This window comes from Pseudomonas fluorescens, assembly GCF_002022275.1.
Taxonomy (GTDB): Bacteria; Pseudomonadota; Gammaproteobacteria; order Pseudomonadales; family Pseudomonadaceae; genus Aquipseudomonas; species Aquipseudomonas fluorescens_AJ.
Genome location: NZ_MSDF01000059.1, coordinates 26,075 through 40,570 on the forward strand (window position 1 = coordinate 26,075; position 14,496 = coordinate 40,570).

The following is a 14,496-nucleotide window of genomic DNA, read 5'->3' on the forward strand; positions in this document are numbered from 1 at the left end:
GTGGCGAGCGGGCTTGCCCCGCGTTGGGCTGCGAAGCAGCCCCAGTAAAGAAGAATACGGTGTATCAGACACTTCGTAGTGGCTGGTTCTGGGGCTGCTACGCAGCCCAACGCGGGGCAAGCCCGCTCGCCACAGAGAGATTCGCCAGCCTCTAAAAGTTGTGTAGATACCTATGCTTATCGCAGGCAAGCCATCCCCCATGAGATTGCCTGCTGCCTTGAGTTATTTGGACACTGGCATCGCAAACTCGGCGCCCTGCTCGATGCTCTCCGACCAGCGCTGCATGATCGACTTCTGCTTGGTGTAGAAGCGCACACCCTCCGTGCCATAGGCATGCATGTCGCCAAACAGGCTCTTCTTCCAGCCGCCAAAACCGTGCCAGGCCATTGGCACCGGGATCGGTACGTTGATGCCGACCATGCCCACTTCGATACGCCGCGCGAATTCGCGGGCGATGTTGCCGTCGCGGGTAAAGCAGCTGACGCCGTTGCCAAACTCGTGGTCGTTGACCAGTTTGATCGCCTCGCCGAAGTCATTCACACGCACGCAGGCCAGTACCGGGCCGAAGATCTCTTCGCGGTAGATGCTCATGTCCCGGGTCACGTGGTCGAACAGCGTCGCGCCGAGCCAGAACCCGTTCTCCAGGCCTGCTTCGGTCGGCACGTAATCACGCCCGTCGAGCAGCAATTGCGCGCCGGCTTGCACGCCTTGTTCGATGTAGCCGCTGATGCGTTCAAGCGCAGCACGCGACACAATCGGGCCCATCTCGGCCTTCAAATCGCGGCCATCGGTGATGCGCAGCAGCTTGGCGCGCTCGGTCAGGGCGGCGATGACTTTATCGCCGACATCGCCCACCAATACGGCCACCGAGATCGCCATGCAACGCTCGCCGGCACTGCCGTAAGCAGCACCCATCAGCGCATCCACGGTTTTTTCGATGTCGGCGTCAGGCATCACCACCATGTGGTTTTTCGCGCCGCCCAGGCCTTGCACGCGTTTGCCATTGCGCGCGCCGGTTTCGTAGATGTATTGCGCGATCGGCGTCGAACCGACAAAGCTCAGCGCCTTGACGTCCGGGTGTTCGATCAGCGCGTCCACCGATTCCTTGTCGCCTTGCACCACGTTGAACACGCCTTTGGGCAAACCGGCTTCACGCAGCAACTCGGCCATGAACAGGGACGCGCTTGGGTCAGTCGGGCTTGGCTTGAGGATGAAGGTGTTGCCCGCCGCGATGGCGATCGGGTACATCCACATCGGCACCATCACCGGGAAGTTGAACGGCGTGACACCGGCCACGACGCCCAGCGGCTGACGCATCGTCCAGTTGTCCATGCCTCGGGACACCTGGTCGGAATGTTCGCCCTTGAGCAGGTTGGGAATGCCGCAGGCGAATTCGAGAATGTCGATGCCGCGGTCCACTTCGCCCTGGGCGTCGGTGAAGACCTTGCCGTGTTCAGCGACGATGATGCGCGCCAGGTCGTCTTTGCGTTCACGCAGCAGGTGCAGGTATTCGAACAGCACACGGGCGCGGCGGATCGGCGGCGTGTCGGCCCAGCTGGCGAAGGCAGCCTGGGCAGCGGCCACGGCTTCGGCCACGGTCTGGCGGCTGGCCAGCGCGACGCGCCCGGTGACTTCACCGGTGGCCGGGTTGTAGACGTCCTGATAGCGGTCGTCGCGGCTCACGCGCTGGTCGTTGATGTAATGCTCGATGGTTGTGGTCATGGCAGATGATCCCGGGTCGGTAGCGGTGGAACACACGATAGGCTTTCGGTTTGTTCCAAACCAGAGCAGAATCCAGAACTGATTGTCCTCACAGGCGAACAATAGAACCATGGAAAAGGCAGAAATCGAGGGGCTCTGGACCCACATTCACTGGCTGTCGGTGCTGGAAGAACACGGCACCTACACCGCCGCTGCGGCGCGCCTGGGCGTGAGCAAATCCGCCGTGAGCCAGCGCATCTCGGACCTCGAAAAAGCCACCGGCACGCGGCTGGTCACGCGCACGACGCGCAGCGTGCGGCTGACCGACGCGGGGCAATCCCTGACCCGTGAAGTGCGCAGTGCCTACGCGCATATCGCGCGCAGTTTCTCGTCGGTGCGCGACTCGGCCGGAGAGATTCGCGGCCTGGTGCGCTTGACCGCGCCGGTGGCGTTTGCCAGGCAACAGCTGGTGCCCCATCTGTCGGCGTTTTTGCAGCAATACCCGCAGGTGCGTATTCAGCTGGATGTGTCGGATGCCTTGAGTTCGCTGGCGGCCGAAGGCTACGACCTGGCGGTGCGCCATGGTTTCCAGGTACCGGAAACCCACGTGGCCTGGAAGCTGTGCGACACCGCCTCGGTGCTGGTGGCCACCCGCGAATACCTGCAACGCCACGGTGAACCGCGCAAGCCCGACGACCTCAGCGCCCACAATTGCCTGTTCTACCCGCGCGGCGCCGACCAGCCTGCCTGGACCTTCGAACGCGGCAGCAAAAAAATCGAACGCCTCACCGTGCCCATCGCCGGCAGCTTCGCCACCAACAACAGCGAGGCCCTGCGCGACTCGGCGCTCAACCACCTGGGCATCGCCCTGCTCCCGGACTTCAGCGCCCATGCCGCGCTGGCCAGCGGCACGCTGGTGCAGGTGCTGGAAGACTGGACGCTCAAAGGCGTGTTTGCCGATGAGATTTACTTGATTCGGCCCTATTCGCCCCATGTGCCGAAGTCGGTGAGTGCACTGGTGGGGTTTCTGAAGGAGAAACTGTCGCAAGGGTTTCGCTACACCGCCGGTTGAACCCGCCTCATGCCTGGTGCCCCAACAAACCCAGGCGCACCAGGCTTTCGGCGGTGGCGACAATGGCGTCCTCCTGCGAACGCGGCGCCCAGCCGAGCAAATGTATGGCCTTGTCGCTGCTGGCGTTGAGCTTCACGCCCAGCAACGGCACCATATTGGCGAGGTTCGGGTTACCCCGGGCGAGCAGGCGTATCAACCAGTTGGGCAACACCCGCGTCGACACCTTGTCGGCGGCATGCGTCAGGCGACGCTTGAGCACGCTGGCCACGTCCTTCATCCATAAGCTTTCACCCGCCGAGGCCAGAAATCGTTCGCCCCTTGCCGCCGGATGGGTCATGGCGCGCACGTGCAGGTCGGCGACATCGCGCACATCGACAAAGCAGGAGTTGATCTTCGGGCAACCGCGCTGGCCGTCCATGAGCCGCTGGATAATGCGGATGGAGTGCGAGTAATCCGCGCCCAGCGCCGGACCCAACACTGCCACCGGGTTGATCGCCGACAGCTCAAGCCCACGCCCTTCCCTGGCGATGAAATCCCAGGCCGCGCGCTCCGACAGGGTTTTCGACTTTTGATAGGGCGCCAGGCCTGCCGCCAGGTTGCTCCAGTCTGTCTCGTTGAAGGGTCGGTGCATGGGTGGGTGGCCGACGCCGATGGCACCGAAAGCCGACGTCAATACCACGCGTTTGACCCCCGCCTGCCGCGCGGCGCGCAGTACCCGCAAGTTGCCTTCCACTGCGGGTTTTATCCATTGCTCTTCGCTGGCCTGATCGCCCGACGGCGTGGGCGAGGCGCCGTGCAACACAAACGTGCAGCCTGCAACAGCCTCGTCCCAGCCGCGGTCTTCAGTCAAATCGGCGCGTACTGCAACCAGTCGATCCCCCGCCTCCACGCCGCCGGTTCTGAGATGAGCGCGCACTTCGGCCTCACGCGCTAGCGAGCGCAGCGTGGTGCGCACGCAATAGCCCTGATTCAACAGCGCAATGATGCAGTGTTGCGCAATAAAACCGGTGCCGCCGGTGACAAGCACCCACGTGGGTTTGTCGTGCATGGTGACCTCCTGGGTCGAGTTTCAGCGAATCGGGAAGTGCCCATGATAGAGTCGCGATGCCGGACGTTGAATGCGCCAGCGTGCAGATAACCATCGCGAGAGTACGAACGTGAGCAGTGATCCTTTTTCCGACATCCTGAGGTTGACCCACGCCGAATCGCTGATGACCGGCGGCTTCTGCGCCGGTGGCCCTTGGGCGATCCGCTTTCCACCGCCCACCTCCATCAAGTTCTTTGCGGTGATCAAAGGGCATTGCTTTGTCAGCATTGACGGCGAACCCAAACCGGTGCGGTTTGACACCGGGGACGTCGGCCTGCTGACGGCGGCGCGCGGCTTTGTGCTCTCCAGCGAGCCGACGGTGGAACCCGTGGACGCCATGCAGCTTTTCTCCGGCTCCGGCAAGAACTCCGCGCAACTGGGTGACGGTGAGGATTTCACCTATATCGGCGGCCATGTGCTGCTTGACCCTGTCAGCGGGCGCCTGTTGGCGCAGGTCCTGCCGCCGTGGATTCAAGTGTCGGCAGCGTCGCCCCAGGCCACGGCGTTTCGTTGGTTGCTGGATCAATTGGTGGCGGAACAACAGGCTGGGCTACCCGGCGTGCAACTCGCGTCCGCGCAGTTGTCGCAGCTGTTGTTCATTCAGATCATGCGGGCGCATTTGAGTACGTCCAGCACGTTGCCCGCCGGCTGGCTGCGCACGTTGAGCGATCCGCGTCTGGCCCCGGCCCTGCGCCTGATGCACGAGCAACCCGCGCGCGCCTGGCCGCTTGAAGAATTGGCCGGCGCCTGTGCCATGTCGCGCACCACGTTCGCGTTTCATTTCAAGGCCGTCGCTGGCGTGGCACCGCTGACCTATCTGACTGAATGGCGCATGCACCTGGCCGAGCGGGCTTTGCGTGAAGAAAACACGCCCATCACCGTACTGGCCCACTCCTTGGGCTATGGCTCGGACAGCGCGTTCAGCAACGCTTTCAAACGCGTCACCGGTCGGTCGCCCACCGCGTACCGCAACAGCATGCGCCGCTAGCGCCTCCATCGACTCTCCACACAGCCTCACGGGAACCTCCACCGAGGGCGGGTAACCTGATCAGCCTCCCGTTTAAAGGCGATCGACATGTTGGGCCTCACACCGCGCGTGCTGTTTATGCTTCTGTTGTTGCCCATAGCGCTCTGGACGCAGGACTGCGCCGCCGCACGCGTGAAGAACGACATCCCGCCACGCCTGCAATGGACGGCGAACCACGGTTACTGCGGTGAAGTAGCCTTCATCAGCGCCGGGCTCTATTACGGCCAGTACGTGTCCCAATATGACGCCCGCGCCCTGGCGAGCCCGGGTGTCGACCAATCCAGCGCCAACAGCCAGTTGCTGCCCGGGGTGAACGATGCGGCCGCCGCTGCCCGCATGCACTTGCAGGCGCAGCCATGGAACAGCACCAGCACGCCAAACGCCAACGCCTTCCTGACGTGGGTAAAAGGTAATGTGCTGGCCGGTTACCCGGTGATCATCGGCGTGTATGAAAACATGCACGCCTTCGAAGGCACGGATGACGCCGAGGCTGGCGACCCGCAGTACGACCATATCGTGCCGGTAATCGGCGTCTCGTCGAAATACCCGCTCACATCGCCGCCGCATTATTACGCCGACGACGTGCTGACGCTGAGTGACAACGGCCTCTGGTCCCCCGACGGCGCGCCCGTTTACCGCTACAACTTTCCTTTTGGCGAATTCCAGGCCGACCGCCGGGAAGCGAATGCGCCGGCACGGTCGGTGTATTCCCTGCCGCGCGGCAAGCAGTTCGGCGTGGCCATCACCGGCATTATCGATCACGACGGTGAAACACTGCCGGTGCGGCTCTGGACCGATATAAACGCCGAGGAACCGGCAATGGCGCAACACGCCAATAAACGCCCAACGGCTGCCCCGTTGAAACTGACCGTAACGCTCTCCGGCTTGAAGCCGAACATTGCCTACACCCTGTACCGCTACGACAACTTCACAGCGGTGCCGGACGCCGCCTTCAACGCCAATGCTTCCCGTGCGACGCGGCAATGGAAGATAACGATCAAAACCGGTTCGACCTACACGTTGAAAGAAACCATTCGCTCGGACGAGGTTGCGGTTTATCGCGCCGTTCCAGACTCGGCGCCTTAAACACTCAACGGCTTAAGCGGAATCATTCTCGACAACTAAGCAGTGTTTAAATCGCATATAGCCAGTGGCAATAATCCACGCCAGTGATGCTCGCACTTTGACATTAATTGGTAACTTGCAAAGTCGCTCTTTAACGGGTTATTGACGCGCCCAAATAGTCCATACAACTTGTTGTAAAAGCTCGACAAACATTGATGTTTAAAACCCGCCAAATAGCCTATTTAAAACTCCTTTCCCCGCCGAACTTGCAAAAAAACCACAACCGTCTACGTTCATGAATACCTTCACCGCCGTAGTCAATCGCCCGTTCTACCAGCCCTCCAGGCAGGGTGCTCTGTTGCTCTGAAATAGCGTCGACGACTGAAACGGAACTTGGTCTTTACACTTGAAAAGGGATGCTTTGATGAAGCGCAGCCAGTGGCGTCGTGCGTTTTCGAAAAAGGGGCCGGTCGATCATTTCTGGCTGTCATTGGTTATTTTTTCTGCACTGGTCATCGCCAGCTTTGTGTTATTCGAACAACAGATTCAGCACTTTCTGATCCAACTCAATCAGTTCCAACCCACGTCCTTCAACGGAGCAATGGCGCTCGCACTCTTGCTGATCGCCCTGCTCTCGCTCGACGTAGTGTTGCCGGTGCCATCCAGCATGGTCGCGTTGCTGGCGGTGGCCATTCTCGGCAGCCTCGGCGGCTATCTGGCGATCTTTGTCGGCCTGTGCCTGGGCGCCGGGTTGGGTTATGCGCTGGGGGCCGGTTATTTTCGGCTGCTGTCAGGGCGCCTGGGCCTGCATCAACGCCAACCGGGGCAGTTGGCGTACCGACTCAACACGCTGTCGTTGATCTGCCTGCGCGGGGTGCCGGTGCTGGCGGAAACCTCGGTGGTGGCCGCTGGCATGCAACGCTACCCGCTGCGCGCGTTTTTACTCATCACCACCCTGGCCAACGCGGGCCTGGCACTGGCCTACACCGCCATCGGCACCTTGCTGATCGAGCAGAACGCGCTGCTGGTGGCGGTCCTGGCGAGCATGGTCTTGCCGCTGCTGTTCATGGCCGGGTACAGCCTGTTCAAGACCTTGCGCAAACCGGATGCCGAGAGGCCGTTGCACGGCCGTTTCGAGGTCAGTTACGACTACCCGGTGGTGTTCACCGATCACCTGTTCGACCCGCTTAACCCCTGTCTGCATCAGCAATTCTTGGCCCGGCACAACAGCCCGGTCACGGTGATGGTGTTTGCCGATGAACAACTGCTGGTCAGCGCCCCTCAGTTGCTCGAGCAGATCGACGCCTACTTTAGCCACCACGCCACGGACCTGCATTTGCTCACCGCCCCCATCGCAGTGCCCGCCGGTGAACTGAGCAAAAACGCGCAAGTGCTGGAACAGCTTTACACCGACATGCTGCAGCACGGCCTCGACCGGCATTGCTACGTGCTGGCCCTGGGCGGCGGCGCGGTGCTGGATTCGGTGGGCTACGCCTGTGCAACCTTCCACCGGGGCATCCGGTTGATCCGCATCCCCAGCACCGTGCTGGCGCAGAACGACGCCGGTATCGGCGTGAAAAACGGCATCAATGCCTTCGGCCAGAAAAACCTGCTCGGCGCCTTCTACCCCGCCACGGCGGTGATCAACGATTTCCAATTACTCACCAGCCTCACCCATCGCGACCAGATCGCCGGCCTGGCCGAAGCGGTCAAGGTGGCGTTGATCAAGGACCAGGCGTTTTTCGAGTGGATGGAACACCACGCCGACGCCCTCGCCCGCTTCGATCACCCGGCCAGCCGCTACGCGATTCGCCGCTGCGCCGAGCTGCACCTGGGGCACATCACCGGTGCCGGCGACCCGTTTGAACGCGGCAATGGCCGCCCCCTGGATTACGGGCACTGGGCCGCGCACAAGCTGGAAAACCTCAGCCACCACCGGTTGCGCCACGGCGAGGCAGTGGCGGTGGGCATGGCGCTGGACGGGCTGTACGCGAATGCCTTGGGCTTGCTGAGCGATGCCGACACGCAACGGGTGATGAACCTGTTGCAAACGTTGGGCTTCAATTTGTGCCCGCCGGAATTGAGTTTGAAAGATGCACAGGGGCGCTCGCGGGTATTGCTCGGTCTGGAAGAGTTTCGTCAGCATTTGGGCGGGCAGCTGTCGATCCCGATGCTCAACCGGATCGGCCAGTCGGTAGACCTGCATGAAATCGATGACGCGCAGATGGAGTGGGCGCTGCACCAACTGGCGACCCGCAGCGACATGGCCCTGCGCCTGGGCTACGCACAATGAGCCAGACAGACGTAAAGACCTGGCTGACCCTGGGCCGCGTGTCCAACCTGCCCACGGTGTGGACCAACACCCTGGCTGCCGCCCTGCTCGCCAGCAGCGCCGGCGCGCTGGCGCCACCGTCGTCGCTGGTGTGGGGGCTGCTGCTGATCACGCTGTCGCTGCTGTACCTGGCGGGCATGCTGTTGAACGATTGGCTCGATGCCGACTGGGACCTTCAACACCACAACCCGCGCCCGATCACCCTGGGCCTTGCAAGCCGTCAACAGGTCGGCCTTGCCACGGCACTGTTGCTGATCCTCGCCGCCGCCACCGTGCTGGGCCTGAGCCGCCTGATCGACCAGCCCCACTGGCTGCTCGGCGGCGTGGTGCTGCTGGTGGGCTGCATCTTCGGCTACAACCTGCTGCACAAGAAATACGCCCACAGCGTGTGGCTGATGGGCGCCTGCCGCTCGGCGCTGTACCTCACCGCGGCCGCCAGCCTCGCGGTGCCGCCGGAGCCGATCTGGCTCTGCGCGATTCTGCTCGGCGTGTACATCAGCGGCCTGACTTACCTCGCGCGCCAGGAACATCGCAACCAGTTGATCAGCCGCCTGCCGTTGGTGCTCATGCTCAGCCCGCTGGCCTTGGCGATCTACTCCAACAACCTGTGGTTCTGGCCGGTGCTGGTGCTGTGGCTCGGCTGGCTGGGCCGGCATTACTGGAAACACCTCGCCAACCCGCAACAACGCAACGTGCGCGCGTTTATCGGTGCGGGTCTGGCGGCGCTGCCGCTGTTCGATGCGTTGGTGCTGGCGGTGGCTGACCAACCCTTGGGCAGCTTGCTCTGCGTGCTGGTGTTCTTTGTGCTCCCCCACTTTCAGCGCTGGATCAAACCTACATGAACATGCGCCAGGAATGCCTCGCCGACTATCGCCAAGCCCTCGCCCAACAGCTGGACGCTACGGAACTGCAGTGGTGGCAACAGGCGCAGGCGCAACTCACTCAACAACCGGGCGCCACCACCACGGCGCTGTTGAGCGGCCAATTCAAGCGTCATCTCAGGCGGCCAGTGGCTGAGCTGGCGCGCGCCTTGTTGCTGGCCCAAACGTTGGAACACACCCCGGACGCCGAGCACGTCTCGACCGTGCGCCAGTTGTTCCTGTGGGGCGACGACCACGAGAAAACCGCCCTCCTCAAGGCCCTCGACTGGCTCGACAGCGACGGCCTGTGCCTTGAGCTGGCCTTGCAGGCCGGGCGCACCAGCAACCCGCAAGTGTTCGCCGCCCTCGCCCTCGACAGCGCCTACCCGTCGCGTCATTACCCGGAGCGCGCCTTTCACCAGTTAGTGCTCAAAGCGCTGGGCATGGGCCTGGATATCGGCCGTGTCGTCGGCCTGCCGCAACGCCACGGCGTCACGCTCAATCAGCTGGCCCTGGACTTGCTGGACGAACAACTCGCTGCCAAACGCCCCGTGTCCCCCGGCCTGCCAGACGCTATCGCGTTCTCCCTGCTCAGCCCCGCGCAACGCCAGCGCCTCGGCGGCCTGCGCCTGCCGCCGGAATGGCACGCACACCTGAACTGAACCGCTCACCGCCTGCGCCCTTTCCTTGACGAGGATTCACCATGCTCAAGTACTTCGATCCGCATATTCACATGGTCAGCCGCACCACCGACGACTACCAGAACATGGCCGCCGCCGGCATCACCGGGGTGATCGAACCGGCGTTCTGGCAAGGTCAGGCGCGCACCAGCGTCGGCAGTTTCGTGGACTACTTCGACACCCTGCTGGGCTGGGAGCGCTTTCGCGCCAGCATGTTCGGCATCCACCATTACTGCACCATCGGCCTGAACCCCAAGGAAGCCAATGACCTGTCGATCGCCAACGAAGTGCTGGAGATTCTGCCGCGCTATCTGGTGAAAGACGGCGTGGTGGCCGTGGGCGAAATCGGTTACGACGACATCACCCCCGAAGAAGACCGCTTTCTTGCCGCGCAGCTGGAGCTAGCCAAACAATTCAACCTGCCGGTGCTGGTGCACACGCCGCACCGCGACAAGATCGGTGGCACCAAACGCACCCTCGCCGTGATTCGTGAAGTGGGGATTGCCGAGCACCTGGTGATCATCGACCACCTCAACGAACTGACCCTGCCGCTGGTGCTCGACAGCGACTGCTGGCGCGGCCATTCGATCTACCCCAACACCAAAATGTCCGAGCAGCGCATGGTCGCGTTGCTGCAGGAATACGGCACCGAAAAAATGGTGGTTAACAGCGCCGCCGACTGGGGCATCAGCGACCCGCTCAAGGTGCCGAAGACCGGCCAGGCGATGTTGGCGGCAGGCTTCAGCGAAGCTCAGGTCGAGCAGGTGCTGTTCCACAACCCGGTGGACTTCTTCGCCCAAAGCGGCCAACTCGACAAAGCCCTGGTCAGTACCCCGCTGCCCATCGACCAGCGCAAGCAATGGCAGGAAAACTCGGCCCTGCGCGGCCAGGACCCGGTGGTCAAATGAGTGCCGTCAGCGGCTGGGCCGCCTCCCAGGTCGGCTATTGCAGCAACGTGCACCCCACCCGCGACCTGGCCGGGTTGCGCGCCTCCATCGAGCAGCATTTTCAAGGTGTGCGCTGCCTGCGCGGGCTGGACGAACAGGACAGTGGCCTATGGATCTGTGCCCGCGCAGCCGCCGAATTGCAGCATGAATCGGCGCGCGCGCACTTTCTGAAACTGCTGCACACCAGCGGGCTGCGCCTGACTTCGCTGAATGGCTTTCCGTACGGCGAGTTCCATGAGGGCGCGGTGAAAGCCGAGGTCTACCTGCCCGACTGGGCCGACCCGCAACGGCTGGCCTACAGCCTCGATCTGGCGCGCATCCTCGCCCACGCCTTGCCCGCCGACTGTCGTCAGGGGGTGATTTCCACGGTGCCGCTGGGCTACGCCGCGACCTGGACACCTGCCTTGCAGGCACGCGCCGACGAGCAGCTCAGCCAGCTCACGGCAGCCTTGGCCAGCCTGCACCGGGAAACCGGCAACAAAATCGTGTTTTGCCTGGAGATGGAACCCGACTGCGTGCTGGAAAACACCGAGCAGACCATCGCCTTCTTTCAGCGTCGGCAAGCCATCGACCCCAACCACGGATACCTGGCGCTGTGTTTTGACGTGTGCCATCAGGCCGTGATGTTTGAAGACTGCTACCAATCCCTCGACCGGCTGCGCCACGCACGGGTGCCAGTGGGCAAGATCCAGCTGTCCAACGCGATGATTTGTCGCTTGCCGGCCGACGATGAGCGCCGCCGCGAACAGGTGTTGAAGACGTTGGCCACCTTCGCCGAAGCCACCTACCTGCACCAGGTCAAAGCCCTCGACTTCCATGGCCGTCGCGTGGCGTGGCCCGACCTGCCTGCCGCCCTGGAAAACTGCGCAGGTTTCACCGAGCTGCGCATTCATTTCCACGTTCCGCTGTTCAGCGAACACCTGCTGTTACCCGAACTGAGCGGCAGCCATGTCGCCCTGGCGCAGACCTTCGACTATCTGGCGGCCCATGGCGATTTCCGCCCGGTACTGGAAGTGGAGACTTACAGCTGGGGCGTGCTGCCCGCGCAACTGCGCCCCTCCAGCGAGCTTGCACAACTGGAAGGCATCGCTGCCGAATTGCGTTGGGTCGAAGACCAACTGCGCCGGCGCAACCTGCTGCAAACGCTGGTACGCGAGGCCTACGCCGATGCCCTCTGAGCAACCGCTACTGTTGATCAATGTGGTGGGGCTCACCCCGTCGCTGTTGGGTGAAGCCACGCCGCATATCAACGCGCTGCTGAAGACCGCGAAAATGGCCACGCTGCAACCGGTGTTCCCGGCGGTGACCTCGACGGTGCAAGCATCGATTCTCACCGGCGCGCCACCGTCGCAACACGGCATCGTCGGTAACGGCTGGTACTTTCGCGAGCAGGCCGAGGTGCGTTTCTGGCTGCAACCCAATGCGTTGATCGAGGGTGAAAAGGTCTGGCACACGCTCAAGCGCGAGATGCCGGGCTTTCGCTGCAGCCAGTTGTTCTGGTGGTACAACATGTACGCCGACGTCGACGCCTCCATCACCCCGCGCCCGCATTACCCGGCGGATGGGCGCAAGCAGTTTGGCTTGTACTCGTCGCCACCCGGGTTGCATGAACAGATTGAACAGCAGATTGGCGCGTTTCCGTTCCCGGGTTTCTGGGGGCCGGCGGCGGGCATTGCCTCGAGCCGCTGGATCGTTGATTGCGCCATGGCCGAGTTCAAGATCAGCCGGCCGCATTTGCAACTGATCTACCTGCCCCACCTCGACTACAGCCTGCAACGCGTGGGGCCGGACCACCCTTCGATACCTGATGAAGTGCGCGCAATCGACAGTGAAGTCGGGCGCCTGCTGGCCTTTGCCGAGGCGCAAGGCGCGGCAGTGATGCTGCTCTCCGAATACGGCATCGAAGCCGTCGAGCAATCGGTGTCGATCAACCGCGTATTGCGTGCCGAAGGCCTGTTGCAGGTGCGCGAATCCCTGAGCTGGGAATTGCTCGACCCCGGCGCCAGCGCAGCGTTTGCGGTGGCCGACCATCAAATCGCACATGTCTACGTGAAACGCGCCGAGGACATCCCGCGCGTCAAAGCCTTGTTGCAATTCCAGCCGGGCATCGAGCAGGTGCTGGACAAGGCCGAGCAACGCGCCTGGCAGCTCGACCATCCGCGCAGCGGCGAGCTGGTGGCCGTGGCCGCCAAGGGGTTCTGGTTCGATTACTACTACTGGCTGGATGATCGCAAGGCGCCGGATTTTGCGCGCACCGTGGACATCCACCGCAAGCCCGGCTACGACCCGGTGGAGCTGTTTATCGACCCGGCGATCCGTTTCCCCCTGCTGAAAGTCGCGCGGCGCCTGCTGCAAAAGAAACTCGGCTTTCGCTACTACATGGACCTGATCCCGCTGGACACCGCGCTGGTCCGTGGCAGCCATGGCCGCCTGCCGGCCAGCACACAGACCGGCCCGCTGCTAATCACCAATTGTGATCTGCCGTTACCGCACCACCTTGCGGCCACGGCAGTGAAACAACTGCTCCTGGAACACTTCCTGGGGCGCCCTGACACCGAACTGGCCACAGCCAAGGAGCTTCCATGCGGCGAGCCTTATCTATAACGGTACTGAGTGCACTGGCCGGATTGGCCCAGGCCCAGACCACCAGCCCCTTCGATTGCAGCAATTTCATGCGGTTTGGAGGCGACATCGACAAAACGCGAACCACCTTCACCCAGAGCCCCGAGACCCTGGCCTGGAACTGGTTCGCCTGCCTGAACCAACCCGCGGCGGCGCAGAGCCCGGACCTGGTCTGGGAAACCCTGAAGCCGTCCGACCAGGTCTACCTGGCCAAAGGCGCCGCACCCCTGCCCTACGCCCAGCGCACGCCGGTGCCTGCCGCGGTGCTGAGCCAGGCCCAGGCGATGGGCATGAACACCAGCCGTATGTTCCACAACCTCAACGCCACGCAACAGGTGGACGGGCTGATCCTGGAAATGGGCGGCCAGGTGCCGCAGGCCGAGCAAGGTCAGGCGGTGCGCTTCCAGCTGCTGATGGGCGAAGACACCTTCAACTACATCGTGCAGCAGAAGGTCTACAACGTGAACGGCCAGGCCGCCTTGACAGGCGACCTCAACTTCCCCTTCACCGCCTGGGAACTCAAGGCCGCGTGGCTGTGGATCGGCAACAACCCGACCTATCAGCAGCAACTGGCCAAAGACGGCTACTACATCGCCCAGACCTACTACCAGCAAGGCACGCAATACGTGGTGGGCTATGCCGCGCTGAGCGGCCTGCATGTGATCAACAAACTCAACCCGGATTGGGTGTGGACCACCTTCGAGAATCGCAACAACGGCAAATACACCGTGACCAATGCGATCCCGCCCACGCCGATGACCAACAGCACCGGGCCGACGGCAGCGGCGCAACCGGTTAACACGGCGTTTCAAGCGCAGTTTCCGGCGCTGGCCCAGTACGAGCTGATCGGCGTGCAGTCCAACACCAACCCGACGCTGTTGGCCAACTCCCAGCTGGAGTCGGCGTTCCAGAGCCAGTCCTCATGCTTCGCCTGCCACGGCACGGCCGCGTACTCGGCGAAGAAGGGCTACTTCAATTTCGCCCTCAATAAAGGCGGCGGTATTGAATACCCCACCGCAGCGCTGCCGGCCTCCGACTTTGTCGGCTATCACAAACTGGACTTTGTCTGGTCGCTCAAACGCGCCCAGTGGCAACGCTAAGGA

At 62.7% G+C, this 14,496-nt stretch carries 12 protein-coding genes; 10 read left to right on the forward strand and 2 right to left on the reverse strand.

Features of this window, described 5'->3' with window-relative positions:
- Window positions 1-222: 222 nt before the first annotated feature.
- The gene (locus tag BFW87_RS29455; protein WP_078743236.1) at window positions 223-1,722 is read right to left on the reverse strand and encodes a CoA-acylating methylmalonate-semialdehyde dehydrogenase; all 1,500 of its coding nucleotides are present in this window, start codon (window positions 1,720-1,722) and stop codon (window positions 223-225) included.
- A gap of 109 nt (window positions 1,723-1,831) precedes the next feature.
- Here BFW87_RS29455 and BFW87_RS29460 point away from each other — a divergent pair, with 109 nt between their 5' ends.
- Window positions 1,832-2,773, forward strand: coding sequence for a LysR family transcriptional regulator (locus BFW87_RS29460; RefSeq protein WP_078743237.1), 942 nt, complete (start codon window positions 1,832-1,834; stop codon window positions 2,771-2,773).
- A gap of 7 nt (window positions 2,774-2,780) precedes the next feature.
- Here the strand turns inward: BFW87_RS29460 and BFW87_RS29465 are convergent, their stop codons facing one another.
- Window positions 2,781-3,821, reverse strand: coding sequence for an SDR family oxidoreductase (locus tag BFW87_RS29465; RefSeq protein WP_078743238.1), 1,041 nt, complete (start codon window positions 3,819-3,821; stop codon window positions 2,781-2,783).
- Between the two features lie 109 nt (window positions 3,822-3,930).
- Here BFW87_RS29465 and BFW87_RS29470 point away from each other — a divergent pair, with 109 nt between their 5' ends.
- The 9 genes from BFW87_RS29470 to BFW87_RS29510 all read left to right on the forward strand — a co-directional run bounded on the left by BFW87_RS29470 (window position 3,931) and on the right by BFW87_RS29510 (window position 14,493).
- The gene (locus BFW87_RS29470; RefSeq protein WP_254865972.1) at window positions 3,931-4,848 is read left to right on the forward strand and encodes an AraC family transcriptional regulator; all 918 of its coding nucleotides are present in this window, start codon (window positions 3,931-3,933) and stop codon (window positions 4,846-4,848) included.
- Between the two features lie 87 nt (window positions 4,849-4,935).
- Complete coding sequence (locus BFW87_RS29475) at window positions 4,936-5,973, forward strand: hypothetical protein (RefSeq protein WP_078743240.1); 1,038 nt, start codon at window positions 4,936-4,938, stop codon at window positions 5,971-5,973.
- A gap of 403 nt (window positions 5,974-6,376) precedes the next feature.
- Window positions 6,377-8,245: a 3-dehydroquinate synthase gene (locus tag BFW87_RS29480; RefSeq protein WP_078743241.1), complete on the forward strand. Its 1,869-nt coding sequence runs from the start codon at window positions 6,377-6,379 to the stop codon at window positions 8,243-8,245.
- Window positions 8,242-9,126, forward strand: a complete 885-nt coding sequence (locus BFW87_RS29485) for a UbiA family prenyltransferase (RefSeq protein ID WP_078743242.1) — start codon at window positions 8,242-8,244, stop codon at window positions 9,124-9,126. Before BFW87_RS29480 ends, BFW87_RS29485 begins: the two co-directional genes overlap by 4 nt.
- Complete coding sequence (locus BFW87_RS29490; protein WP_078743243.1) at window positions 9,123-9,806, forward strand: EboA domain-containing protein; 684 nt, start codon at window positions 9,123-9,125, stop codon at window positions 9,804-9,806. Before BFW87_RS29485 ends, BFW87_RS29490 begins: the two co-directional genes overlap by 4 nt.
- 41 nt (window positions 9,807-9,847) lie before the next feature.
- Window positions 9,848-10,732, forward strand: coding sequence for a TatD family hydrolase (locus BFW87_RS29495; RefSeq protein WP_078743244.1), 885 nt, complete (start codon window positions 9,848-9,850; stop codon window positions 10,730-10,732).
- On the forward strand, window positions 10,729-11,949 hold the full coding sequence (gene eboE / locus BFW87_RS29500; RefSeq protein WP_078743245.1) for a metabolite traffic protein EboE: 1,221 nt from the start codon (window positions 10,729-10,731) through the stop codon (window positions 11,947-11,949). Before BFW87_RS29495 ends, eboE begins: the two co-directional genes overlap by 4 nt.
- Window positions 11,939-13,375 carry an alkaline phosphatase family protein gene (locus BFW87_RS29505; protein WP_078743246.1) on the forward strand — a complete coding sequence of 479 codons (1,437 nt, stop codon included), beginning with the start codon at window positions 11,939-11,941 and terminating at the stop codon, window positions 13,373-13,375. Before eboE ends, BFW87_RS29505 begins: the two co-directional genes overlap by 11 nt.
- Window positions 13,354-14,493, forward strand: coding sequence for a hypothetical protein (locus BFW87_RS29510; RefSeq protein ID WP_078743247.1), 1,140 nt, complete (start codon window positions 13,354-13,356; stop codon window positions 14,491-14,493). Before BFW87_RS29505 ends, BFW87_RS29510 begins: the two co-directional genes overlap by 22 nt.
- Window positions 14,494-14,496: the final 3 nt, after the last annotated feature.